The organism is Corynebacterium sp. sy039, from assembly GCF_007904105.1.
Lineage (GTDB): Bacteria > Actinomycetota > Actinomycetes > Mycobacteriales > Mycobacteriaceae > Corynebacterium.
This window is the reverse complement of sequence record NZ_CP042325.1, coordinates 1,311,035-1,334,196: the sequence shown is the minus strand read 5'-3', so window position 1 is coordinate 1,334,196 and position 23,162 is coordinate 1,311,035. Positions and strand designations below refer to the sequence as shown.

The following is a 23,162-nucleotide window of genomic DNA, read 5'->3' as shown; positions in this document are numbered from 1 at the left end:
AAAACAAAGATATTGCAGTGAGAGCAGGATAGCCTAGTTGGCATTAAAGCTCATTTACTGCTTTATTAGCTGCATCTGCCCATTCTTGCCACTGAGCAGCTTGTGCTCGTAGTTCAGCAGCTTTTTTGTCATTACCCTTTTCTTCTGCTGTTTGGGCTTGTTTAGTCAATTGCTCAACCTTGGCATTGAACTGTGCGACACGCGCTTGAGTCTCAGGATCGGTTCGGCGCCACTGAGCTTTTTCTGCTTCACTCACTCGTGCTTCGAGAGCAGAGATTTTTTCCTCAAATTCGCGAACACGATTACGTGGTACAAAACCAATGCTATCCCACTGTTCCTGGAGCTTTTGCAAATGAGTACGTGCTGCATTGATATCGGTCTGTGGATCTATGAGTGCGTCATACTCTTGCAACAGTTTTTCTTTGGCTGAGGCATTCTCAGCAAATTCACGGTCGCGCTCATCATTCTTAGCATTACGTGCTGCAAAGAAATGATCCTGAGCACTCTTAAATGCTGCCCATAGTTTGTCATCAACATCACGAGGGGCACGTCCAGCTTTTTTCCACTCTGCCATGAGCTGACGGAATTTATCTGCAGTTTCGTTCCAGTCGGTAGAGTTTTCTAGTTGCTGTGCCTTTTCTACAATTTCCTCTTTTGCCTTGCGTGCAGCAGCACGTCCACGATCAAGTTCTGCGAAATGTGCGCCACGACGTCGGTTAAAAGCATCACGTGCTCGTGAGTAGCGTCGCCATAGCTCGTCGTTTGTTTTTCGGTCAATTCCGCGGATCGTTTTCCATTCTTCGAGAATGTCTCGGATACGATCGCCAGCATTTTTCCAGTCTGTAGAATTCTGAGCAAGTTCTTCTGCCTCGGCAATCAGCGCTTCTTTTTGCGCGATCGCTTCCTGACGGCGACGCTGTTGTTGCTGCTTTGCTTGTTCTCCGACGCTATCTGCGGAATCAATAATAGTTTTTACTCGGCTTTTTACATTATTAAGATCGCCGATAACTGCAGCAGAATCTAGTTTTTCATAGATTTCTTGTGCTTTTTCTTTAATATGTGCTGATTCCTGTGGGTGATTGTTGAGCCGAGATTCGAGGAGCTCAACTTCTGTGTTGAGATCATCAAAGCGTGCTGCGTAGTGGGCAAGTCCTTCCTCTGGAGTTCCTGCTTGCCAGGAGCCAATGAGCCGCTCCTCATCGTCGAGTATCAGGAATACTTGTCCTTGTTCATCGACGCGACCCCATTTATGCGGATCATCTGTGGAAGCATGAACAGCAGGACGACTACTATTTGGACGTGCGAGCGCAGAAGGTTTTATATGTGCACCTGGCTTTGGTCCTGGTTTCGGGATGGAAGGAGTCATGGTTAGTATTCCTTTTCTCTAGATGTGTCACGCGACGCGACTGCCATAAGTTATTGCAACAGAGGAATGAAGACCTCTATCAAAAAGATACCGTGAAAATGGTAATTGTGTTAGCTAAAGGGGGATAAAGCAGTAGGGAAACAGCCCCATAGGTGTAGAATGTGGAAAGAAAATAGAATCAGAAGTGGGATCTGTGCATTACTTACTTATCATTCCTTCAAGTCCAGCGCTTATTCGTGAATTAGCGCCTGCACATCAGCCTTCTCGGCAGCTACAGGAAAAAATAACCGAAACTATTCATGAATTATGCTCTGCTTATGTAGAACATATTGAGTTAGTGTTTCCTAAAAACAACAGTGACTATACGAAGCTAACAGGTAGTTTCCAAGCCTGGGGAGCGTCGAGTGTCAATGTAGCGGCAGGAAATTATCTACCAGAATTAGTTGCTCGTTATCTCATTGGTGTTACGTATCAGCATCGCATTTGCACAGTTACGGAACATTTATCATATGAATCATATGGCAAAGCACAGAATGTATTGACCATTGTGCTTGCCGACGGCAGTGCAGGTCTTAATGCTCAGGCTCCTTTATCAGACGTTGCCGGCAGTTGGCAGGCGCATCAACTGTGCCAAGAGATTTGTTCGGGAAAGTTACCGCCGTATGCAACTAATATGGAAAATCTTAGTGCATGGTTGAGCACGCGAGGGGTGGTAGAGCCACAACCTTGGGTAGAACTGGCTACTTTTCTGCAATCAGGTAAGGTGACCCAAGCATCTGTACTCGCTGTCGACGATTCCCTCGGCGTAGGGCGTTATTGTGCATTATGGCAGTGTAGAGCATAGGAATAGCTAAGGATGGTACAACTCATATGATGACGATTCGACCACTTGCTATCGTTGGCGCAACGGCTTCAGGAAAATCAGCTTTAGCGATTGCACTAGCTCAACAATTAGATGGAGAAATAGTCAATGTTGATTCCATGCAGCTGTATCGAGGGATGGACATTGGTACTGCAAAGGTACCCGTCGAACAGCGTTGTGGTATTCCACATCATCAGTTAGATGTGTGGGAGGTGACCCAAACTGCGTCGGTTGCACAATATCAGCAAGCGGCGATAGCAGATGTGCAGGCTATTATGGCTCGTGGGAAGATACCAATTATGGTTGGTGGTTCCATGCTCTATGTTCAATCGCTTATTGACGATTGGCAGTTTCCACCCACTGATGCTGTGGTGAGAAAGAAGTGGGAGCAAGAACTAGAACAGCTGGGTATTGATGCATTACATTCTTATTTAGCTCAGGTAGATCCGGCTGCTGCTCGTATTATTGAAGATAAAGATCCACGCCGTACTGTGCGCGCCTTAGAGGTAATTGAGCTTACCGGTAAACCCTTTCAAGCAAGTCAGCCACCCAAATCTGCGCCACCACGATGGAACACACAGTTGATTGGGTTACGCACTACATCCCAATGGCTTAATCCTCGTATTGAACAGCGTACTGAGATGATGTTCGAGAATGGTTTTATTGAAGAAGTTGCTCATTTATGTGAGCATAATGGATTAGTTGCGGATTCAACTGCAGGTAGAGCAATTGGATATGCGCAGGTTTTGGCTGGGTTGGCAGGACATATGTCTTGGGACGAAGTAAAAGAAAGAACAATTACTGGTACACGGCGTTATGTACGTCGACAACGAAGTTGGTTTAATCGGGACAAACGTATCCATTGGATAGATGCGTCTATCGGCTTGGAACAGCAAATAAAAGCGGTAAAAGGAATTACACAGTTATGAAACATCAATTCGCTAAAGGGCACGGTACAGAAAACGATTTCGTTATCGTGCCAGATCATCATGCACAATTGCAGCTTGAGGCACAAACAATCACTGCCATATGCGATCGACGTGCAGGCATTGGCGGGGATGGATTATTAAGAGTATCTACTGCTGGAGCTCTTCTAGCAGCAGGTGTGATTGATTATATTCCTCAAGGTGCACAAGAAGATGATTGGTTCATGGATTACTACAATGCTGACGGTTCTACAGCAGAAATGTGTGGTAACGGTGTAAGAGTTTTTGCCCATTGGATACGTTCTCAGGGATTAGTGCAGGAAAATTCTTTTCGCGTAATCACAAGGGCAGGTGTGCGCAGTGTTACTGTTCATCACTATGATGATAAGAGCGCTGATATTAGCGTAGATATGGGGCAGCCTAGACTTCTTGGAAAAACTTCGTGTACCGTCGACGGGCAGATTTTCCACGGTGTAGGAATTGACGTTGGTAATCCACATTTAGCTGCAGTAGTGCCAGAGTTTGATGAGCAAAAACTCAGAGTTTTTCGACTCACTATGCCTGAGTACGATCAAGACTTTTTCCCTCAGGGAGTCAATGTAGAGTTGTTGACGCCAATGTATAGCAATCAAGCGCATATGCGTGTATATGAACGTGGTGTAGGTGAAACTCGAAGCTGTGGCACTGGTACAGTTGCAGCAGCGTGTGCTGCACTTGAATATGAAGGAAAGACCACAGGCGTAGTAGAAATTATTATTCCAGGTGGTGTTGTCACAGTAACAATCACACCGGAATCTGCTATTTTGCGTGGTCCTTCGCAGTTAGTTGCTGTAGGGGAACTACAGATTCCTGTCCAGTAGATGAGGCGTTAGTTACTCGGTGGTACATCGCCTTCCATAACAATTTTTTCTTGTGTATTACTCCAGGTAAAGGAGGCGTAGCTCTTACCAGAGTCCCAAGAATAGGTTACAGAGATTGAGCGATCGCTTGTGCGCTGGACTTGTGGGTAATAAGGATAAGGCTCGAATGTAGCAGTACCGAGATATTTTCCATTTTTATATAGCGTGATGTGATACGGTGCTTGATTTTCTGGTACATTGCGTACCCCCACTACTATCCACGATAATGTTGCGCACGGATCATAAGTAGAAGTATCTGCTCCCTGAACGTCCCAAGACCATCCGTCTTGTGATCCTGGCAGTGTCTCAGCAACAGCTCGGGCTAATATAGTGCTGCCAGTAGCAGTATCAGGGCAAGAAGAACCAGATGATGTGGTACGTTGTGGGGAAGGGGATGCTATTGCTTGACTATCATCACCATTTTCAGGTGTTACTGGTTCATTATTTTCTTCTTCGTCGTCGAGCTGAGTTTCGCTATCGCGCTGTTCAGTATCGCTTTGTTCGATGACTGTAAAAGCAGGTGCTGGGGTAGTGGTAGTGGGTCGAGAGAGAATATCTGTAGAACACGCGCTTAAAGCTAGTGCACATAGTGTGAGTATGCTTGCGGTTTTTAGAGTGTGAGAGCGCATTCTTATCCTTAATCTTTTCCATCACTTGTAGAGATAATCATTAATATACCGATGTGAGCAATGAAATAAAGTAGCAAAAGCATGAATAATGCTCTTGCTACTTATCATGTTTTCTATATCGCTAGATATAACTCAAGCGTTAGGCTTGTGGAGAATGAGGTGGAATATATCCTTGATTATTTCCATTAGGCTGCTGTGGATAACTTTGCTGTGGTTGTTGCATCCAAGATTGTCCATCAGGGGTGAACGCTGCAGAAGCCTGTGCTGCCTTTTTGCTTTGGTTAAGGAAATATACGGCAGCGGCGATGATAAGTACCAGTACAAGCCAGGTCAGTATGAGTCCAATTCCTGGAACGAAGCTAACTTGTTCTTTGACGACTTCTGGATCTTCATCGGATAGTTTCGCTATTGCTCCTGGTATGGAGAAAGAAACTAGATATGTGAGAATACTGAGGACGAAGTAGGTAATGATGCTGATACCACCTAGGCGAAGCGCACGATTGAGATGTGCTTTAGAAAAGGCAAGTCCAGCTGATACCAACATTAAGATCAGCAGCACTGCAGTGTAGCTAGCAATCATTTTTAAGGAGAAGCTATATACTGTGCTTTTTTCTTCATAGGCAACGAACTTGCCGTTTCCATGGAGTCGAATACCTTTATTGTCTATTTCGGTACTCTTTGCGTTAACCCAAGAAAGAGTACGCAGTCCCCACAAAATGAGGGTAAGCACAATCATACTGATGCTAAAAATTTGGGCATTAGAGAAAGAAGATACTTTATTTCTTATCTCAGTTGCGGAGGGAACAGAGTATGGTTGCGCTGGTGTAGGTTGCTGTTGTTGGTAGCCATATGGTTGTGATGGCTGTTGAGGTGTAGTCATTATTGTTCTCTACCTTCTTTGTATCTGTTGTAACTACTGTTGCTGCGGGTTGTTGCTATTTGGGGTACCTGTCCATGGTTGAGCTGGTTGCGGTGATTGCGCAGGTGCTGGCAGCATGGATGGTTCTTCCTTGGTGGAACGTAGGAACAAGATAACGCTTAGCCCAGTGAGTGCAAGCACTACTAATACAGCTAGCCAATAGAAGAGAGTTGGTTTTACATCGCCCATAGAATGGAAAAGATCGAGGAAACCAGATGCTGCTTCTTCGGATTCGAGCAAATCGGACATCTCGGTAAATAGGCTAGATAGGGAAGTTGCACCCAAAGTGACCCAGTATAGGGAAATGATTGATCCTAGTAGAGCTAAGAAACCACCTAGGCGTTGGGTTTTTGCTTTATTAAAAGATAGTGCAGCAAAAATGAGCAAAGCAACGGCTACAAGTGGTACTAGAACAACTGTAGGGGTTAGTTGCCACATTGAGTCAGAGGCGCTGATTTCCATGTATTTAGCCAGTTTACTTGGCATACTGTATCCGATAACGCCAAAGCCACTGACACCAATTTTTACTTCCCCTGCGAAGCTATCGGAATCACTATAGGTAGATACTCGCCAATTAAAGAAGTTCAATACGAGGAATAGTAGAGAGCCGATGAGTAATGGCAAGAACCCTAGTGCTTGTAGCGTAGCATTTTTGACAGATGTGCTTGCTTTATTAAAAGAGTCTTTTGCTGTTGCTCCAAGCTGTGCTGCTTGCTGTGCAGCTTGATCGAAAGCATTAGGTCCTTGAGGGTTCTGAGCACCTGGAGCACCTTGGAAAGTATTGTGGTGTGCCTGCTGGAAATTTTGTTGAGGTGCTGCTTGAGAGCCATATGGAATGTGGGTTTGAGGCTGAGCACTCTGTTGTGGTGCTCCATAAGCTGGAGCAGCAGGTTCTTGTGCGGCAGCTGGTTGTTCCTGTGGCGCGCGAGAGTGGTATTGGGTTTGTCCGTAATAAGGTTGTACGGTTTCTTCCTGCTGCTGAGGAGAATTATTACCTGGCATTTGTGCTAATTCTTGTAAATCCTGTATAGAAATTGCGCGTATTGCAGGATCTTGTGCGAGCACTCGGTCGTATTGAACTTTCTTTGTGCTGTCAAGGAGGATCGCTTCTGCAAGCGTGACAAGTTCTTTCTTTTCTATATCCCAATCAGGAACATGGGTTTTTGCTTGCTCAACAGCACTGGAGATGTGCTCCTGAGTAGCAGATTTATCAAGATTTAGCTCTGCATATAGATCTATATGTTTTGGCATTTTTCTCCTTAAAGTACATCAGTTGATTCTTGGAAAAATCAAACTTAGCCATTAGAAATGGTAACGAAGATACTGAAACAAAACAACTATTCATGTTTCATTTGTGCTGGTTAGTGTGGTTATTATTATCCTTATCCAATACAGCTATACGACGTAGCTCTGGTACATCAACATAATCCCTCGTATCGTGCAGTCTGGAATCGTAGATTTTTCGTCGATAAGCAGAAGATAAGATGTTAATAGAGGTGGTAAGCATATCTACTTCCGGATCATTAATATCTTGCCCTTCGTCGTACGCAGACTGCAAGCGTTGGCTAAGAAGATCATTAATTGCTGTGCAAGACAGTGAAGGATCTATTTTTAATGTTTGGTATAGGTCATAGTGCATGTTGTTCCTCAAATACTAGAGAGGTATGGTGCTGGGCAAAATGTGGAACCATAACTTTTTGCGCCTGCAACTGAGGATAAATGTTAAAAAAATATCTTAAAAGCCGATAGGAAGAATATGAGTAAAAATACTCGTAAGGTTGCTCGGTATGAATGGGAATAGTAGGTTTTAGTTAATTACAAGAAACTACGTATTTAGTTTTAATAGATATATAGACGGTATGGAGACATTGAGCAGGAGAAAATGAGCGAAAATACCCACAATAATTCTTTCGACGAAGCCCATTCTGCTCCTGTATCAGCAGATATAAGTTCTGAACCCACTCTTGATCCTGACGCATCTCTCGGGGTGAGTAAAAATGAGTTGTGGGGTGGAGTGACACGCCATGACTATATTGTGGACTACATTCAGGAGCATGAAAAACTAAATGGGCTTGAGTGTATTGGTCGCGGTGGTATGGGAACAGTCTATAAAGCGTGGGATCCCAACCTCAGCCGTACTGTGGCAATTAAAGTCTTAGGCGATAGCATTGGCCGTACCCGAGCTGATGATAATCGTTTCCGTAGTGAAATGCAGATTTTATCGGGTCTGAAACACCAGCATATTGTGAGTATTTATGATTCAGGTGTTACTGATCGCGGTGATGCATATTTTGTCATGGAATATATTGATGGTGTTCCACTAGAAAAATATATTAATGATCGAAAAAACAAGCATATACCGTTTACTGTAGAAGAAGTATGTCAGCTTCTCGCTCCCATTGCAGAGGCGCTTGATTATCTGCATAGTCGCCAACCAGAGGTTATTCACCGTGATATTAAGCCTGCAAATATCATGGTTCCTAAAGATTACTCCGGGGCAGTGTTGGTTGATTTTGGGATTAGTAAAACAACTGAGAGCACAAAAATTACTTCTTTTGATTCAGTGATTGGTACTCGGTGTTATATCGCGCCAGAGTTATATGACACCGCTAGCTATCAGGAGGAAACAAAAAATACTGATAATTATTCTTTTGCGCTCATTGCTTTTGAGATGCTAACTTTGCACTCTTTGGAGTCGTTAGTCAATAGGCACGCATGGACAACTCCGCATGGAAGACGACTACCAGCGAATCTTTTGAGATTGCTGTCTCCTGCTAATGTGTCACGGCATAGTGATATTGGGTATGTACTCCAGAAGGCATTACATAATGATCCGCAAGAAAGATTTACAACAGCTACTGATTTTATCCAAGCGCTTTCTGGGAGATTCATTTCCCAGAACCGCAGTGATGATACTCGTTTCTATGGGGCGGCGAGTGAAAATACAGCAGATAGTGGTGCATACAGGGTAGAGAAGAAAAAGAATAAACCTCTTCTGGTTTCCCTTGTCGGATTACTTGTAGTTGCTCTTGTTGCTGCTGGATTATTCTGCTATACGACGTTTTTCCAAGAAAAATGGGAGGCAGAAGCAGCTAGCATTGCACAGGCTTTTCCTGGGCTTGTATCTCAAGCACCTGGTAAACCAGGGTGGGAGAACGCGAAGTGTGAATTAGAACAGCCACAGGATAAGGAGAAAGCTCGCATAGCGTGCCATAATGATGAGGGATTGTCATATGTGATTGCTGATTTTTCTGATTCTGCGATACGTAATGACATAATCGGTGTGGATGATATACAAGATGAAGACAAGGAAACGCTTTCTAATGGGCTATGCACAATAACGTCGGTAGAGCGTGTTGAAGGTGATAATCATTATTTCACTTTATTGCCGGAAAAAGACAAGTCTCGTTTTGCAGTGCTCGTTTATGGAACCGATTCCAGTCAAAAAAGGATGAACATACCACTATGCAGCTAAATATTTCTTCTGAGCAATCGCGTGCACAATCATTGCCGCCGCGATTGTATTTTGATGATTTATTGGGCAAAAAAGAGTTTTTTACTCCACCACAAGACACAGTAGTTACTGTTGGGCGGGGTGGAACATTCCGCATCGGTGAGGATGATCAATTTCTTCACCGTGAACTCATGCGCTTCTGGTATGAAGATAACACTTGGTATATGAAAAATGTGGGGACAAAAATCCCTGTTATGGTACGACCTCGCACAAAAAGGGTTTATGCTGGTCTGACAATGGGAAGTGGCGCCATTTATCCTGTCCCGCTCGGTGGTTCTGCAGTTACTTTTTCTACTAGAGAAAGGAACTATGAATTTCATTTCAACTTAGTCTTGGATAAACCTCAATTTGCGCAACCGCAATCAACGGAAATAACTGGTGCCGAAACTATGGACGGCAATATAAAGATGCGTGATGAGCAGATAGAACTGCTCATTGCATTGAGATCCCGCTTCTATGATTCTGGTGCTGACTGGTCTGATGCTCCTTCTGTTGAGGAACTTGAAGATAAGCTTGGATGGTCAAGGAAAAAAATCGAAACAAAAATTAATCATCTGTATAAAACCCTTGAAGACAGAGGAGTTTTGCGTCCGACAAAGCATTCATCTATGTCAAAGAGACTTATTTTGGCGCGCTATGCCTGGGAGCATAGCGACTATTTGCCAGAGAATGGCTGATGCTCGTGCTTGCAGAGCTATTTTTAGAAGAATTTTTCCTCTAGCTCGATGTGAGCATGGCTATAGGCCAATGCTTCTTCTTTGGTCGCAAAAGGATAGCGTATTTCTTTTATGAGTTGGTCATATTCATGGAGATGATCAAGCCAGGTGCATTGGTTGGCTGCCTGTTCTAATTCAGCCAATGTTACTCGATTGGTAGCTAGTGCATGGCTCAGTGTAACAAATGCAGAATGAGCGTCATGAATACGGAAAATATCGAGGATCGTTCTTGCAATGTTAGTGACTTTAACCCCTCCCAGGACTTCTATTTCATCTGGGGTAACGCGGACGTTGTACAAATGCAGTGGGGCAGTGGTTCTCTTTCTAAAAAGAGTTGTCCGTCTATGTATTTCTACTCGAAAAGGACGGGAGTTATGAAACCATAGGTTATGCAGGATTGCTGCTGAATTTCCGACCATTGCATACTGTGCATAGTCTGCAGCAACTGCTTTGATCCACACGGTGTATTGCTCTAATTCATTGAGAGAATGATAATGGTGCGCTGGGATGAAGCTGCCTCGCCCTAGACGCAGTAATTGTCCACTGCGTATTCCAGTATTAAGGATTTCTAATCCATTTATAATTCCTTTCTGTTTGCGAACAAAAATGATGGAGTTTTCATCTTTAATGAGTGATTGCATAGTTGATATCCCCCTTGGATTAATTTTGTCTATAAAAACATAAAATGCTTAATCGTGAAAGTCAAGCTCCTATCACGATGGGGGTAGTGGAAAGAAAATATCATTCTTCGTTTAGTGTTAGAGCAGCTTGTCTAGCCATAATCCATGCTTGCTGCAGTTCTTGCGCTCGACGATCGGTGATATAGAGCAAAGATTTTAGTTGAGCTGCGTCAAGATCTTCTTCTAGTTTTACGTGTACGCGTGAGATAAAGTTTTCGCTTGCGGAATATAGATCATGAAAAGCGGAAATCGCTGAGACACGTGAATTCTTATTGATCAGCTCTGGTCGGTATAAAGTGCGATCTGCAATGGAATCTGCGTCATTTCCGAAAGAAAATTTCTGGTATTGATTCAGTACTTCTTGGATATCTTCGACGGATAACAAGATGGAAGCTCTCAGAGTGGTAACTTCTTGATAATTGGGTCGATAATACCAGCTAATAAACGCCCCAATTCCGATTATTATTGCAATGATTAGTCCGGCGGTTTTTAGTAGGTAGACCAAAAGAACACAACACAGGATGATGAAGATCAAAAGCCTCCATTGGTTGTGATGCTTAGGTGGTATAGAAGAAAACTCCGGCATAGTATTTTAAGTTTATCGTAATTTGCAGCAAGTAGCTTTGACTGGTGGGATAACGGTGGGGGAATGCTGGTGCACTATTGCTTTATCGCAATGAGTTATCAGTGACCGCCACAACCACAGCCACCAGCTTGGCATGCGCCGCCACAGCCTTGAGGTGCAATAAGAGAACCAACCAGAGTAGCACTACCCCGGATAATAGCACCTTTCTTTGGTAATTCCTGATCTCCAGCAAAGCAGAGATCAAAGGCAAAAGAACCGTCGACAGTGGCGCGGATAAAACGCTGACCAGTTAAACTATTGGTTCGATATTCTGCTTCAAGAACCTTCGCGCTAAAAGTAGCTTCGGCATTAGGGGTGGCGGAACCATCACCAATGGCTGCGGCACCAAGGGAATGAAACTCATGCGTTAACGCATCTGGGTAGGAAGCCAAGAACTCAGTTTCGGAAGAAAAAATTTCTATTTCATGTGCAAGAGCAGTCAGTCCAATTTGCTGCCAACGCTGTTCGGGCTCATCTACGAGTAATGGTCCCTGAGAAAGGTTGCAAGTTAGTTGTGTGATTGGTTTTTCGTCGTAGCCAATAATCTCGCACAGAGCAAGAACATCATTGAGCATGGTGACATGAGCAAAGGAGATAGTAAGTGCCTCAAATCCAGCGAAAGCCGCAAAGGGTTCGACTGCAAGAATGTTGATCTGAGCACCAGAAGCATCGGTATATTGTACAAGCTGGCCACCGCGTACTTCACCAGTAACACTGAGTTGATTTGTGGCTATTGCTGCTTCAACGGCGTGCTGCCAATTGTCGAATACCATTCCGAAACTTGCCAAGTCATTGCTCATGGAAGAAAAGTGTACGCCGATTGAACAGAAGAAGAAAACTCACCGAGTGCTACAAGTTTCCTCAGGGAAAAGCACTAATAAAACTGGGAATATGCTCAGGAGTAACTAGGATATATTTGTAGCTAAAGAATAAAAGTAATGAAAGAAATAATTTAAGTATTTTTAGATGAAAAAAAATAATTATAACGTGCAGAAAAAAACATTAAATCCTCAAGAAACAGAGCAATTATTAGAAGAGGTTTTTTCCGATCATCACAATACAGCTGAGCAATCGTATAGATTACTTGAAGCAGAGAATGCGCCAGAACAATCTTTAGAATTTGTTGAGTCGCAGTCTTTAGTTGACTCTTATGAAAACATGAGTCATCGTCCCATACCGACTACTGGTGAATTAGATCTTGAAGCACGTTCTAGTTTGCGTCGTCTGAGCAGGGGCGGGCAAATTCATGCTACTGACCAAGATGATGGATATGACGTTGAATACCGTAAATTGCGTCTGGAAAGGGTCATTCTTGTCGGTGTATGGACCGATGGGACTACTGCAGAAATTGAAGCCACAATGCAGGAACTGGCAGCTCTTGCTGAAACGGCAGGTTCAGAAGTGGTAGAAATGCTCTATCAAAAACGAGACAAGCCAGATCCAGGCACATATATTGGGTCAGGTAAGGTGGCAGAACTCAAAGATATTGTTGCTGATACGGGGGTGGATACAGTTATTTGTGATGGTGAGCTTTCACCTGGTCAAATGATTGCGCTGGAAAAAGCACTCGACGTCAAGGTAATCGATAGGACAATGCTTATCCTGGATATTTTTGCTCAGCATGCAAAGTCTAAAGAGGGTAAAGCTCAAGTTTCACTTGCTCAGATGGAATATCTGATTACTCGTGTTCGCGGTTGGGGTGGTGCACTGTCCCGTCAGGCAGGTGGTCGTGCAGGCTCGAATGGCGGGGTTGGTTTGCGCGGTCCTGGCGAGACAAAAATTGAGGCAGATCGTCGTCGATTGCGTTCTGATATGGCAAAATTGCGTAAAGAGATCGCTGGCATGAAAACTGCTCGTGAGATTAAACGCACTCGTCGTCGCCAATCGACAGTGCCACAGATTGCTATTGCCGGCTATACCAATGCAGGTAAATCATCACTGATCAACGCCATGACTGGTGCCGGAGTGCTTGTCGAGAATGCACTCTTTGCGACTTTGGATCCCACCACACGTCGTGCTGAGCTTGCCGACGGCAGAACCGTGGTTTTTACCGACACAGTAGGTTTTGTGCGGCATTTGCCCACTCAGCTTGTTGAGGCGTTTCGTTCGACTTTGGAAGAAGTTATTGAAGCTGATTTAGTCTTGCACGTGGTTGATGGCTCTGATCCTTTTCCTCTCAAACAAATTGAAGCAGTCAATAGCGTTATCGGAGATATAGTCCGAGAACTCGATGTGCAAGCACCTGCAGAAATTGTTGTCGTCAATAAAATTGATGCTGCAGATCCGCTTGTCCTTGCTCAATTACGGCATATGCTTGACGACGTTATTTTCGTCTCGGCACATACAGGTGAGGGCATAGCTGAACTAGAGGCTAGAGTAGAGCTATTCCTTAATACACAAGACCAACATGTAGAAATGCTGATTCCTTTTACCCGAGGTGAAGTCATTTCACGGTTACATGAGTATGGCACGGTGCTATCAAAGCAATACACTGCTCAAGGAACAGAAGTTGATGTGCGTATTCCTCGTGAACTTGCGCAAGAGCTACAAGAGTTTATTAAAGAGTAAAACTTAAGGGACAAAATCCTAAGGATTTTGTCCCTTTTCCCGATGCTAGTGGTTTTTACTCTGCATCAAGATCCTTTTCAATTAGTGCGGCAATAGCTTCAACTGCCTCAGCATTCTCAGAAGTAACAGTGACTTTGTCGCCAGCTTCAGCACCAAGAGCCATAATCATGAGGGAAGAAGCAGCATCGGTTTCGTCATCTTCTCCACCTTCAAGAGTGAGGAAAATTTCTTCATCATATTCGCCAGCCGCTTCTGCAATGATGGACGCAGGGCGAGCGTGTAGTCCAACAGATGAACCAACGACGACAGTTTTGGAAGCCATAGTTAAAGAACCTTTCGTTATACGTTTGCGATGAAGTTTGAGCTAAGACATTGTTAGAGAGCTTAATGAAAAACTAAAATCTATGAAGTCTTGCGAACAAACTCAATTCTCATGTACAAGTGTATGCAAATAAGACGTTTTTTGCCATGAATGCTTGGAATGTTTAAGAAAAGCAATACAGATTTTTGTCTGTGCCCATTTATTTTTGATTACCGAAATTTTTGTTTGGTTTTGTTGCATTGATGGGTATTTTGTGATGATGTAGAGATAACTGAAATTTTACCGTGGAGATAGGTGAACCACTTTGGATTCTATGACAAGTACCACTGTTATTAAAGGTACAGCAGTCGTACCTGGTGTGCGATATGCTAAGTCAGTATGGATTAGTCCGCGCCCAGAGCTGCCACAAGCAGGTGAAGTGGTAGCAGAAGATAAGCGAGAGGCAGAGCAAGAGCGCTTCACACAGGCTGCTGATATTGTGGCGCAGCGTCTGACGGATCGCTCGCAAAAAGCTCAAGGTGACGCAGCAGAGGTACTCAAAGCAACTGCCGGTATGGTCAATGATCGTGGTTGGCGCAAAACAGTTGCTAAAGGTATCAAAGGGGGACACCCAGCAGAATATGCGGTAGTTGCTGCTACAACAAAGTTCATCAGTATGTTCGAGGCTGCTGGTGGAGTCATGGTGGAGCGCACTACAGATTTACGTGATATACGTGATCGAGTAATTGCACAATTACGTGGTGAGGCAGAACCAGGTCTGCCGAGTGTGAATGAAGAAGTTATTCTTTTTGCTGATGATCTCTCACCTGCTGATACTGCGGCACTGGACACCAAGTATTTTGTTGGATTGGTTACCGAATTGGGTGGCCCTACCAGTCATACGGCAATCATTGCTCGACAGCTTAATGTTCCATGCATTGTTGCTACAGGCGAAAAAATACATAATGTCAAAACTGATGTAGCAGTTTTAGTTGATGGTGCCTTAGGTACTGTTACTTTGGATGCTGATCCTGATGTTGCGCGGCAGGCACAACAAGAATCAAAGTTACTTGCAGAGCGTATTGCTCAATGGCGAGGACCGGCGCAGACTAAAGATGGCCATCGGGTGCAGTTGCTTGCCAATGTGCAGGATGGCAATGCAGCACGTATTGCTGCGACACAGTCACAGGCAGAAGGTGTTGGGCTATTCCGCACAGAAATGTGTTTCTTGAGTGCTACACAAGAGCCTAGCGTCGATGAGCAGGCAGAAGTTTATAAGAAAGTTTTAGAGCAGTTTCCTGATTCTAAGGTGGTTATTCGCTCGCTTGATGCTGGTTCTGATAAGCCGGTAGCTTTTGCATCTATGGCTGATGAGAGCAATCCTGCACTTGGTGTTCGTGGTCTTCGAGTTGCTCGGGCAAATGAGCCATTGCTTACACGTCAGCTTGACGCTATTGCCCAGGCTGCGCGGGAACTTGGTCGTGATGAAAAATCACCAACATGGGTCATGGCTCCTATGGTGGCTACAGCACGTGAGGCGAAATGGTTTGCAGGTCTATGCGCTGAGCGAAATTTGATTGCTGGTGCGATGATTGAGGTACCGGCGGCATCATTGATGGCAGATAAGCTTATGCCTCATCTTGACTTTGTCTCTATTGGTACAAATGATTTGACTCAATACACTATGGCTGCTGATCGTATGTCACCGCAGTTGGCTTATCTTACTGATCCGTGGCAACCTGCTGTTCTTCGCTTGATTGAGCATACGTGTAAAGAAGGAAAACGATTAAATACAGCAGTAGGCGTTTGCGGCGAGGCTGCTGCAGACCCACTGCTAGCCTGTGTGCTGACTGGATTGGGAGTATCGTCTTTGTCTGCAGCTTCAACAGCCATTGCTGGTGTGGGCGCACAGCTTGCTGCAGTTGATTTGCCTACTTGCCAGCAGGCGGCTGCAGTTGCTTTGGACGCAGAGGGAGCTACAGAGGCTCGGGCAGCTGTGCGCGATATCATTCAACCATAACTGAGTTGTATGCGAAGCAATTTTTAATGTTGAAGGCACGATCACATTGTGATTGTGCCTTTTCTGATTCTTTTAAGAAGACTGGGTAATGATGACTTCTACACCTTTTTCTCTTAAAGAGGAGATGAAGGAAGCAGGAGCATTTTCATCGGTGATGATGACATCAATATCTGTGATAGCACCAAAACTGACTAAGTAGTCAGTGCCCATTTTAGTGGAATCGCATAGTACAACCACTTTGGATGCGTTGGTGATGAGCGCAGATTTGATGGCGGCTTCTTGCGAATCTGCGGTAGATAAACCGTGGTCAATAGTAAGAGCGTTGGTGCCGATAAAAGCAACATCGGCACGCATGAGCGCTAGGGTGCGTAGTGCTGTATCGCCTACGACGGCCTGAGTAATTGCGCGCACTGTTCCGCCTAGGAGTTGTACGTCATGCACACCTGAATCAGCAAGTATAAGTGCAATCGATAAACTATTAGTAACGATAGAGCAACGTGGTATACCTTGAGTTGCGCACATCAGTTCTGCTAAAGCAGCAAGTGTTGTTCCCGCATCCAAAAAAATTCCTGCATTTTTATGTGGAATAAACTCTAGTGCTGCTTGTGCAATGGCATTTTTAGCTCCTGATGCTGATCTAGCACGAGTGTCAAGACTCAGCTCAGTAGTTTGGAAAGCTTGACTGGCTACTGCACCACCGTGAACTCGATGAATGATCCCTTCTTGATCTAAGAGCGCAAGATCACGTCGGATAGTTTCAGCCGTAACATTAAATCGTGCAGCAAGTTCGGTAACATTAACGCGTCCCTCAAGCGCAGTCAATGATGCAATTTGTCTTCTTCGTTCCTCGGAATACATTTTTATTACTTCCTCTATGGATGTTGTAAGGAACAATATCAAAGCAATAGGGGAGAGCCTGTTTTGCTTTGACATTTTATTCTTGTTTGCTTCCGTTATTGTTTCATGATTCTGGAAAAACCGAGCGATAAAATGCGCATAACTAAAAAACGATAGTAATAACTATGTTGTTTTTATCCGAGCATTGTGAAAGTGCAGGAAAAATCAGGGGAATGTACCCGTATTATTAATAAGTAGTACATAGAGATCAGCACATTTTCTCCCCAGAATGAGGGGAAGGTTTATTGCTTTAAGTGTCTGCACATTGACTAACTTTTCTTATAAACGACGCATGACTGATACAACTTTACCCATAATTTCAGCGTGCTCACCTGGAATTGGATCAAAAGCGTCATTATGGGGCAAGAGCCATATGCCTGAGGAATCTTTGTGAAATTCCTTTACAGTTGCCTCTCCGTCAATCAAAGCAGCTGCAAATTCACCTTGCTCAACGACAGGCTGTGATCTAATGACAACCCAGTCTCCATCGAGAATTCCTGCATCCTTCATTGACTCACCAACTACTTGAAGCATGTATAGGTCACCGTCACCAACAATATCTGCAGGTAAAGGATAATATGTGTCTATATTTTCTTCGGCCAAAATGGGTGATCCTGCTGCTATGGATCCAACAACAGGAATCATGCTGGTAGGTGAAGATACCTGGGCTAAATCAGGCGAGATGGTTTGGCTAGCTCTATGCTGTGCAGGTTTCTTTTCTTCTGGGGTAAGAGTACGCACATCTACAGCGCGTGGTTTATTAGGATCGCGTCTGAGAAACCCTTTTTTTTCTAGTACCTTTAGTTGATAAGCAACAGAAGAGGTTGATTGTAAACCAGTAGCGTCACCAATTTCTCTAATGCTTGGTGGGTAGCCGCGAAGGACAATGGCGTCTCTAATAACTTCAAGGACGCGACGTTGTCTGTCGGAAAGTTGAGATATATCTGGTGCGGCTTGTGGTGAATTTTGTTTTTCCTTCTTCATTTCTAACACCTCTGGATCAGTTTTGTTCGAGAAAATACAAATTGATTGTATGTTCGATAAAAAAATTTTCTATGCCCAATAGTAGCGCATTCTTTGTGAAAAGGACACAAGCGTTCGATAAAAAATTTTATTTTTTGTAAAAATCTTGACAAAGTGTTCGATATTGTTCGATAATTTGTTCGAGCGGTGTTATCGAAAATATGATCGGTAAATTGCATATCTATGTCGAAGCAAAAGTGCATTATCTATCTACAGCATTAGCGCTTGATGGATAGTGCGTAAGAACTAACGGAAAGAAGAAAAATGTCCCTTATCTATTCAACTTCAAGTCGAGCATCCAAGAAAAAATCAGCAATCGTACCAGCTGCTGCCACCTGGAATGGTGGTAATCCATTTGGTCCTAAGGCAGGAAAATCTAGTGTCAGAACACTATCACCAAATTGTCTAGTGCCTAGGGGAATGACTCAGGTTTCGGGTAAACAAGAAAGAACCATACCTCCTTCTGTGGATTCTTCATATCCGCGTATAGCAGTTACTGTTGCCTCCGAAGGCAATAAATACGATAAACGGCTTAATATCTTTCTTGGTAGCTTATTTGGTGTCACTCTTACATTGGGAATGTTTCTTTCTCAGACCCTAAATAATGATTCTGTCTCGCCTTCGTCTCCTCAGGAAAAATATTCGATCTATGGCGTGCAGCAGAAATGAGTTATCTAGCAAGGTAGAATAAACATTGTGCATTGTCCTTTTTGTCAAAATACGCATTCCAGAGTTATTGATTCACGTGTGATTGAGTCGGGTGCAGCAATACGTCGGCGGCGTGAATGTGAAGAATGCGGTGGTAGATTTACTACTGTAGAAAAAGCTCAGTTACTTGTTATGAAGCGTAATGGGATTAGTGAGCCTTTTTCTCGTGAAAAAGTAATCAAAGGGGTACGTAGAGCATGTCAAGGAAGAGATGTGCCAGAAGATGCCTTGAAGCGCCTCGCCCAAGAAGTAGAGGAAACTGTGCGTAATCGGGCTAATAAAGCTAGTTCCCAGATTCATGCTAATGACATCGGATTAGCTATCTTGGATCCACTGCGTGAATTAGATGAAGTAGCATATCTCCGCTTTGCCTCTGTGTATAAGTCATTTGTGAGCGCTGATGATTTTGAGTCAGAAATACGACTTATGCGTCGTCGCGATCGAAAAATAGAATGACTCTATTTAGTTTGGAGACGCAAAAGCCCCACCATGTGCTATATGCGTTAATTGTCTTTATCGAACGTGTTTTCTTCTGTAAAAGCAGGAAAGATTTATTGCAGAGCAGCAATAGCTTTAGAAATTTTATGTTCAGATACGCTTGTAGCAGTCCCTAGTTTTTGTGCGAATAGGCTTACTCGTAGTTCTTGTAACATCCACTTGATCCTATGCACAGATTGCGCAGGTGGTTTATGAGGCATATCATGTATTTTTTCTTCAAGACTCTGCTCTAGTTCATTGACTATCTTTTGTCGTGCGCGATCCTTAGCTGAGTTGTGTGCTGCATCATGAAGTCTGATGGAGATAGCTTGAATATATCGAGGAAGGTGCTTGAGTTGGTTGATACCGTGAGTTGCTAATGCGTGAGGAGAAAGCAGAAAATCAAGTTGCTTTTTCATATCTTCGGCAGCTTGTCCAGTATGCTTTTCGAGTTGGTTTTTTATGGAAAAATAATCTACTAAACCAGGTGCAAGGGTAACGATAAATTGTCGTATTCGACCGGGGGCTTGTTGGGTAACAATATCTGAAAGCTGTTCATAGCGTTCTACAGATCGGCTCGGGCCGCCATTTTCTAAAATTAAGTCACGAATAGCAGTAACTTTGGCATCACTCATAAGCGCAGAAGCCCCACCGTGAGGGTAGTTTTCTACCGCAACTTTTTGTTGCAAAGTTAAGCCATTGATCATTTTTTGTGCCGATATGGAGATCTTACGCATGAGTAAAGCCAAAGTAGCGGTCAGCATTGCGCTATGTGCTGCTTGTTGTGATGGCATTGCTTTGATTGTTATTCCTTCGTTTGTGACTACCAAAGCAGGATATGTGGTGACTTTTTGCCCATCAACCACGCTAATAGCTTTTTCTGGAATATCACCTAAAGTTTCCTTTGACCACTGCGTTGCAGTGCTGTGCGGCATATCGATTGTTTTTGCCACAGAAGATTTGATTTTATCTGCTTGGCGGTTTTGCAATTCCACTAAATCACGGCTGGCATCTATGACCGCTCCGGAGCGATCGACGGCAGCAAAACGCATACGAAGATAAGCCGGTAGCGCGTGAGGAGAAAAATCATCTTCTCGTATTCCACCACGGCCTATTGTTTCTAATGCAGTGACAATTTGAGAGTAAAAGTTGCCCTGGCGTGGTGACAGCAGCGGAGATATTTTGGCTGCAAAATCAGGAGCGGGGACAAGAGTTCTCCTTATCTGCTTAGGCAAAGTTCGGATAAGCTCACTGAGCAGTTCAGCCCGAAGACCTGGAACAAGCCATTGAAAATCTTGAGGATCAAGATTAGCTAATAAAGGAACAGGAACATATACTGTAACGCCATCAGCCTCATGACCAGGCTCAAATCGATACTCTAACTCGAACTCTAAGTCATTGTGTTGCCAAGTATCAGGGAAATCTGTACCAGGTATATGCTCGGCGTCACTATTGAGCAGTGCATCAGGGTCAAAATCTAGTAGTGAAGGATTTTTAGGACGGTTTCGTTTCCACCATCGGTCAAAACTGATTCCGTTATAGACTTCTCCTGAAATACGTTGGTCATAAAAATCGAATAAGCTATCTTCGTCAATCACTAAATCACGGCGTCGTGTTTTTTCTTCTATCTCGGAAGCAGACTGCAGTTTCTGCATATTAGCGTGAAAAAATTTGTGATGTGTGTTCCAATCACCTTCAACAAGAGCGTGACGAATGAACAGCTCGCGTGCCTCTTTTTTATCTACCACATGGTATGAAGTCAAACGATTGCTAATGATCGGTACACCATAGAGAGTGGAATTTTGATATACCATCGCGCTAGCACGTTTAGCAGACCAATGAGGTTCAGAGTATTGGTGCTTGAGCACATCTTTTGCGTATTTTTCTACCCATGCGGGATCAATGCCAGCACTATTGCGTGCCCACAGTTTTGTTGTTTCCACAAGTTCTGCAGCCATAAGAAATTGAGGTGGTTTTTTAGCTAGTGCAGAACCAGGGAATATCATAAAACGAGTATTGCGAGTTCCCTGAAATTCCTTGGATTGATTCAGACGGATACCGATTTGAGAGAGAAAACCAGATAAAAGTGCCTGGTGAATAGAATCAGCATCCGGGACATGGTTATCTGCTTCGGGTTGCTCCCATCCAAGTTGATCCCCGATATTTTTAAGCTGGGCGACCAGATCCCACCATTCGCGGATCCGCATATAATGCAGATATTCCTGTTGGGTTAGTCGTCGAAAAGCATTGCCACTGAGTTTTGCGCGCTGGCTATCCAAGTAATTCCAGAGGTTAAGGTAGCCAAGAAAATCGCTAGTTTTGTCGTTGAATCGTGCATGAGCCTGATCAGCCTGAGCCTGATAATCTAATGGGCGCTCTCGTACATCTTGGATGCTCAACGCTGCAACGACGATGTATATATCATGTAGGCAACCAAGTTTTTCTCCTTCGATCAAAATGCGCCCCATACGCGGATCGAGTGGGATACGAGCTAATTTCTTCCCGACGGCACTCAAAGAGATATTTTCGGTTGCGGTACGCGAGTTAGTGCTGTGCGCAAGAGCACCAAGTTCATGTAAAAGTAACAATCCATCCCTAATGGAGCGAGTATCTGGTTTTTCAATGAAAGGGAAACTCTCGATATCTCCTAGGTGCAGGCTTGCCATACGCAAAATGACATTGGCAAGATTTGTGCGCAGAATCTCTGGATCGCTAAAGCGTGGGCGCGCGTGAAAATCTTGTTCCGAATAGAGCCGGATGGCAATGCCTTCTGCAACACGGCCGCATCGACCGGATCGTTGATTGGCGCTGGCTTGAGAAATTTTCTCAATGGGCAGTCGTTGTACTTTGTTTTTAACGGAGTACCTAGATACACGAGCTGTACCAGTATCAACTACATATCGGATACCTGGAACAGTAAGTGAAGTTTCCGCAATGTTTGTGGCTAAGACGATTCTCCTACCAGAGTGTGCGCTAAAAACACGATGCTGTTCCGCGTTCGATAATCTACCAAATAAGGGAGTGACTTCGGTATGCGCCCATTTCTGATTTTCAATTGCCTCCATGGCTGCACGAATATCTGCCTCACTGGGGAAAAAGCATAAGATATCGCCGGGACCGTAGGACATGAGTTCTTCAATTGCTTGAATGAGTCCATCAAGCGGGTCAAGGTCAATCGTAGTATCGCCATCTTCTCGCGTTAGTGGCCGATAAAGAATATCAACTGGGTAGGTACGCCCTGACACTTCAATAATTGGAGCAGGATTGCCGTCACTGTCACAAAAATGTTGTGCAAATCTATCTACATCAATGGTGGCAGATGTGATAATCACCTTCAGATCAGGTCGTTTGGGCAGTAATTGCTTGAGATACCCTAGGAGAAAGTCAATGTTGAGGCTACGCTCATGTGCTTCATCAATGATGATTGTGTCATAACGATTCAAGTAACGATCTTTTTGCATTTCCGCCAGCAAAATACCATCAGTCATTAATTTGACTGAGGTGGTGTGATGTGCGTGATCGTCGAACCGGATTGTATAGCCCACGGTATTGCCCACAGGCTGATCAAGTTCTTCGGCGATACGTTCAGCTACAGTTCGCGCAGCTAGACGACGTGGTTGCGTGTGTCCAATAAGCCCTCGAATACCTCTACCAAGTTCTAAGCAGATCTTAGGTATTTGGGTTGTTTTGCCCGAGCCAGTTTCACCAGCGATAATAACAACTTGATGTTGCTCAATAGCTGCGGCAATATCATCTTTACGCGAGGTGACCGGCAAAGTTTCAGGATAAGTGATCGTCGGAATACTTAGGCGGCGTTTTTCCAAGCGATCTTGTGCCTCAGTAATGTCTTTTTCAATAGCTGCTAATGCTTGCGCAGAACGCGCTTTGGCAAGACGACGTCGAAAAGTTCTTTCTTCAGCAATGCTAACTTGGCTGAGTTTCTCATAAAGACATCGCGTGTGAGCAGTATGTTTATTACCGTGATGATGTTCAGACATGATTATTAGATGTTACCGCATAAATGCTAAAGCC

General features: G+C 44.1%; 21 protein-coding genes. 9 read left to right on the top strand and 12 right to left on the bottom strand.

Translation table 11 applies throughout. From position 1 onward, the window contains the following. Positions 1-43: 43 nt before the first annotated feature. Complete coding sequence (locus FQV43_RS06050; protein ID WP_146339471.1) at positions 44-1,366, bottom strand: DUF349 domain-containing protein; 1,323 nt, start codon at positions 1,364-1,366, stop codon at positions 44-46. Between the two features lie 184 nt (positions 1,367-1,550). Here FQV43_RS06050 and FQV43_RS06045 point away from each other — a divergent pair, with 184 nt between their 5' ends. From FQV43_RS06045 to dapF, 3 genes are read left to right on the top strand one after another with little or no spacing between them, the layout of a single operon-like run. Then, complete coding sequence (locus tag FQV43_RS06045) at positions 1,551-2,210, top strand: hypothetical protein (RefSeq protein ID WP_146339469.1); 660 nt, start codon at positions 1,551-1,553, stop codon at positions 2,208-2,210. 26 nt (positions 2,211-2,236) lie between these two features. After that, positions 2,237-3,157, top strand: coding sequence for a tRNA (adenosine(37)-N6)-dimethylallyltransferase MiaA (gene miaA, locus FQV43_RS06040; RefSeq protein WP_146339467.1), 921 nt, complete (start codon positions 2,237-2,239; stop codon positions 3,155-3,157). Then, complete coding sequence (dapF, locus tag FQV43_RS06035) at positions 3,154-4,014, top strand: diaminopimelate epimerase (RefSeq protein ID WP_146339466.1); 861 nt, start codon at positions 3,154-3,156, stop codon at positions 4,012-4,014. Before miaA ends, dapF begins: the two co-directional genes overlap by 4 nt. An 8-nt stretch (positions 4,015-4,022) precedes the next feature. Here dapF and FQV43_RS06030 read toward each other — a convergent pair whose 3' ends face one another. The 4 genes from FQV43_RS06030 to FQV43_RS06015 all read right to left on the bottom strand — a co-directional run bounded on the left by FQV43_RS06030 (position 4,023) and on the right by FQV43_RS06015 (position 7,240). Then, entirely contained in the window at positions 4,023-4,682 is a 660-nt protein-coding gene (locus FQV43_RS06030; protein WP_146339464.1) for an LppP/LprE family lipoprotein, read from the bottom strand. Between the two features lie 139 nt (positions 4,683-4,821). Continuing rightward, the gene (locus FQV43_RS06025; protein WP_146339462.1) at positions 4,822-5,562 is read right to left on the bottom strand and encodes a hypothetical protein; all 741 of its coding nucleotides are present in this window, start codon (positions 5,560-5,562) and stop codon (positions 4,822-4,824) included. Between the two features lie 33 nt (positions 5,563-5,595). After that, the gene (locus FQV43_RS06020; protein WP_146339460.1) at positions 5,596-6,852 is read right to left on the bottom strand and encodes a hypothetical protein; all 1,257 of its coding nucleotides are present in this window, start codon (positions 6,850-6,852) and stop codon (positions 5,596-5,598) included. Positions 6,853-6,949: 97 nt separating this feature from the next. Then, positions 6,950-7,240: a hypothetical protein gene (locus tag FQV43_RS06015; protein WP_146339458.1), complete on the bottom strand. Its 291-nt coding sequence runs from the start codon at positions 7,238-7,240 to the stop codon at positions 6,950-6,952. A gap of 243 nt (positions 7,241-7,483) precedes the next feature. Here FQV43_RS06015 and FQV43_RS06010 point away from each other — a divergent pair, with 243 nt between their 5' ends. After that, positions 7,484-9,076, top strand: coding sequence for a serine/threonine-protein kinase (locus tag FQV43_RS06010; RefSeq protein WP_146339455.1), 1,593 nt, complete (start codon positions 7,484-7,486; stop codon positions 9,074-9,076). Further along, positions 9,067-9,792, top strand: a complete 726-nt coding sequence (locus FQV43_RS06005; RefSeq protein ID WP_144273037.1) for a hypothetical protein — start codon at positions 9,067-9,069, stop codon at positions 9,790-9,792. Before FQV43_RS06010 ends, FQV43_RS06005 begins: the two co-directional genes overlap by 10 nt. A gap of 23 nt (positions 9,793-9,815) precedes the next feature. Here the strand turns inward: FQV43_RS06005 and FQV43_RS06000 are convergent, their stop codons facing one another. From FQV43_RS06000 to FQV43_RS05990, 3 genes are all read right to left on the bottom strand, one after another. Next, complete coding sequence (locus FQV43_RS06000; protein ID WP_146339453.1) at positions 9,816-10,472, bottom strand: hypothetical protein; 657 nt, start codon at positions 10,470-10,472, stop codon at positions 9,816-9,818. Positions 10,473-10,572: 100 nt separating this feature from the next. Beyond that, the gene (locus FQV43_RS05995) at positions 10,573-11,046 is read right to left on the bottom strand and encodes a hypothetical protein (protein ID WP_246846862.1); all 474 of its coding nucleotides are present in this window, start codon (positions 11,044-11,046) and stop codon (positions 10,573-10,575) included. A 149-nt stretch (positions 11,047-11,195) separates the two neighbouring features. After that, positions 11,196-11,936, bottom strand: a complete 741-nt coding sequence (locus tag FQV43_RS05990; protein ID WP_146339451.1) for a hypothetical protein — start codon at positions 11,934-11,936, stop codon at positions 11,196-11,198. A 166-nt stretch (positions 11,937-12,102) separates the two neighbouring features. Between FQV43_RS05990 and hflX the strand changes: the two genes are divergently transcribed. Beyond that, positions 12,103-13,704, top strand: a complete 1,602-nt coding sequence (gene hflX, locus FQV43_RS05985; protein ID WP_144273033.1) for a GTPase HflX — start codon at positions 12,103-12,105, stop codon at positions 13,702-13,704. Positions 13,705-13,759: 55 nt separating this feature from the next. Here the strand turns inward: hflX and FQV43_RS05980 are convergent, their stop codons facing one another. Then, positions 13,760-14,026, bottom strand: a complete 267-nt coding sequence (locus FQV43_RS05980) for an HPr family phosphocarrier protein (RefSeq protein ID WP_144273032.1) — start codon at positions 14,024-14,026, stop codon at positions 13,760-13,762. Between the two features lie 313 nt (positions 14,027-14,339). Between FQV43_RS05980 and ptsP the strand changes: the two genes are divergently transcribed. Continuing rightward, positions 14,340-16,025 (top strand): phosphoenolpyruvate--protein phosphotransferase, encoded by a 1,686-nt coding sequence (ptsP, locus tag FQV43_RS05975; RefSeq protein WP_146339449.1) that lies wholly within the window; start codon positions 14,340-14,342, stop codon positions 16,023-16,025. Between the two features lie 72 nt (positions 16,026-16,097). Here the strand turns inward: ptsP and FQV43_RS05970 are convergent, their stop codons facing one another. Together FQV43_RS05970 and lexA are read right to left on the bottom strand one after the other, a co-directional pair. Further along, positions 16,098-16,883: a DeoR/GlpR family DNA-binding transcription regulator gene (locus FQV43_RS05970; RefSeq protein ID WP_144273030.1), complete on the bottom strand. Its 786-nt coding sequence runs from the start codon at positions 16,881-16,883 to the stop codon at positions 16,098-16,100. A gap of 318 nt (positions 16,884-17,201) precedes the next feature. Further along, the gene (gene lexA / locus FQV43_RS05965; protein ID WP_144273029.1) at positions 17,202-17,906 is read right to left on the bottom strand and encodes a transcriptional repressor LexA; all 705 of its coding nucleotides are present in this window, start codon (positions 17,904-17,906) and stop codon (positions 17,202-17,204) included. 303 nt (positions 17,907-18,209) lie between these two features. Between lexA and FQV43_RS05960 the strand changes: the two genes are divergently transcribed. Both FQV43_RS05960 and nrdR read left to right on the top strand, forming a co-directional pair. After that, positions 18,210-18,614 (top strand): hypothetical protein, encoded by a 405-nt coding sequence (locus FQV43_RS05960; protein WP_146339447.1) that lies wholly within the window; start codon positions 18,210-18,212, stop codon positions 18,612-18,614. A gap of 27 nt (positions 18,615-18,641) precedes the next feature. Then, entirely contained in the window at positions 18,642-19,109 is a 468-nt protein-coding gene (nrdR, locus tag FQV43_RS05955; protein WP_144273027.1) for a transcriptional regulator NrdR, read from the top strand. 95 nt (positions 19,110-19,204) lie between these two features. On the opposite strand, the gene hrpA is transcribed toward nrdR, so the two are convergent. Further along, positions 19,205-23,128 carry an ATP-dependent RNA helicase HrpA gene (gene hrpA, locus FQV43_RS05950; protein ID WP_146339445.1) on the bottom strand — a complete coding sequence of 1,308 codons (3,924 nt, stop codon included), beginning with the start codon at positions 23,126-23,128 and terminating at the stop codon, positions 19,205-19,207. Between the last annotated feature and the right edge of the window lie 34 nt (positions 23,129-23,162).

What these genes read in the sequence shown, in the direction of transcription:
- FQV43_RS06050 (WP_146339471.1), bottom strand. Translation starts at nt 1,366, where the DNA reads ATGACTCCTTCCATCCCGAAACCAGGACCAAAGCCAGGTGCACATATA.
- miaA (WP_146339467.1), top strand. Translation starts at nt 2,237, where the DNA reads ATGATGACGATTCGACCACTTGCTATCGTTGGCGCAACGGCTTCAGGA.
- dapF (WP_146339466.1), top strand. Translation starts at nt 3,154, where the DNA reads ATGAAACATCAATTCGCTAAAGGGCACGGTACAGAAAACGATTTCGTT.
- FQV43_RS06030 (WP_146339464.1), bottom strand. Translation starts at nt 4,682, where the DNA reads ATGCGCTCTCACACTCTAAAAACCGCAAGCATACTCACACTATGTGCA.
- FQV43_RS06025 (WP_146339462.1), bottom strand. Translation starts at nt 5,562, where the DNA reads ATGACTACACCTCAACAGCCATCACAACCATATGGCTACCAACAACAG.
- FQV43_RS06020 (WP_146339460.1), bottom strand. Translation starts at nt 6,852, where the DNA reads ATGCCAAAACATATAGATCTATATGCAGAGCTAAATCTTGATAAATCT.
- FQV43_RS06015 (WP_146339458.1), bottom strand. Translation starts at nt 7,240, where the DNA reads ATGCACTATGACCTATACCAAACATTAAAAATAGATCCTTCACTGTCT.
- FQV43_RS06010 (WP_146339455.1), top strand. Translation starts at nt 7,484, where the DNA reads ATGAGCGAAAATACCCACAATAATTCTTTCGACGAAGCCCATTCTGCT.
- FQV43_RS06005 (WP_144273037.1), top strand. Translation starts at nt 9,067, where the DNA reads ATGCAGCTAAATATTTCTTCTGAGCAATCGCGTGCACAATCATTGCCG.
- FQV43_RS06000 (WP_146339453.1), bottom strand. Translation starts at nt 10,472, where the DNA reads ATGCAATCACTCATTAAAGATGAAAACTCCATCATTTTTGTTCGCAAA.
- FQV43_RS05990 (WP_146339451.1), bottom strand. Translation starts at nt 11,936, where the DNA reads ATGAGCAATGACTTGGCAAGTTTCGGAATGGTATTCGACAATTGGCAG.
- hflX (WP_144273033.1), top strand. Translation starts at nt 12,103, where the DNA reads ATGAAAAAAAATAATTATAACGTGCAGAAAAAAACATTAAATCCTCAA.
- FQV43_RS05980 (WP_144273032.1), bottom strand. Translation starts at nt 14,026, where the DNA reads ATGGCTTCCAAAACTGTCGTCGTTGGTTCATCTGTTGGACTACACGCT.
- ptsP (WP_146339449.1), top strand. Translation starts at nt 14,340, where the DNA reads ATGACAAGTACCACTGTTATTAAAGGTACAGCAGTCGTACCTGGTGTG.
- FQV43_RS05970 (WP_144273030.1), bottom strand. Translation starts at nt 16,883, where the DNA reads ATGTATTCCGAGGAACGAAGAAGACAAATTGCATCATTGACTGCGCTT.
- lexA (WP_144273029.1), bottom strand. Translation starts at nt 17,906, where the DNA reads ATGAAGAAGGAAAAACAAAATTCACCACAAGCCGCACCAGATATATCT.
- FQV43_RS05960 (WP_146339447.1), top strand. Translation starts at nt 18,210, where the DNA reads ATGTCCCTTATCTATTCAACTTCAAGTCGAGCATCCAAGAAAAAATCA.
- hrpA (WP_146339445.1), bottom strand. Translation starts at nt 23,128, where the DNA reads ATGTCTGAACATCATCACGGTAATAAACATACTGCTCACACGCGATGT.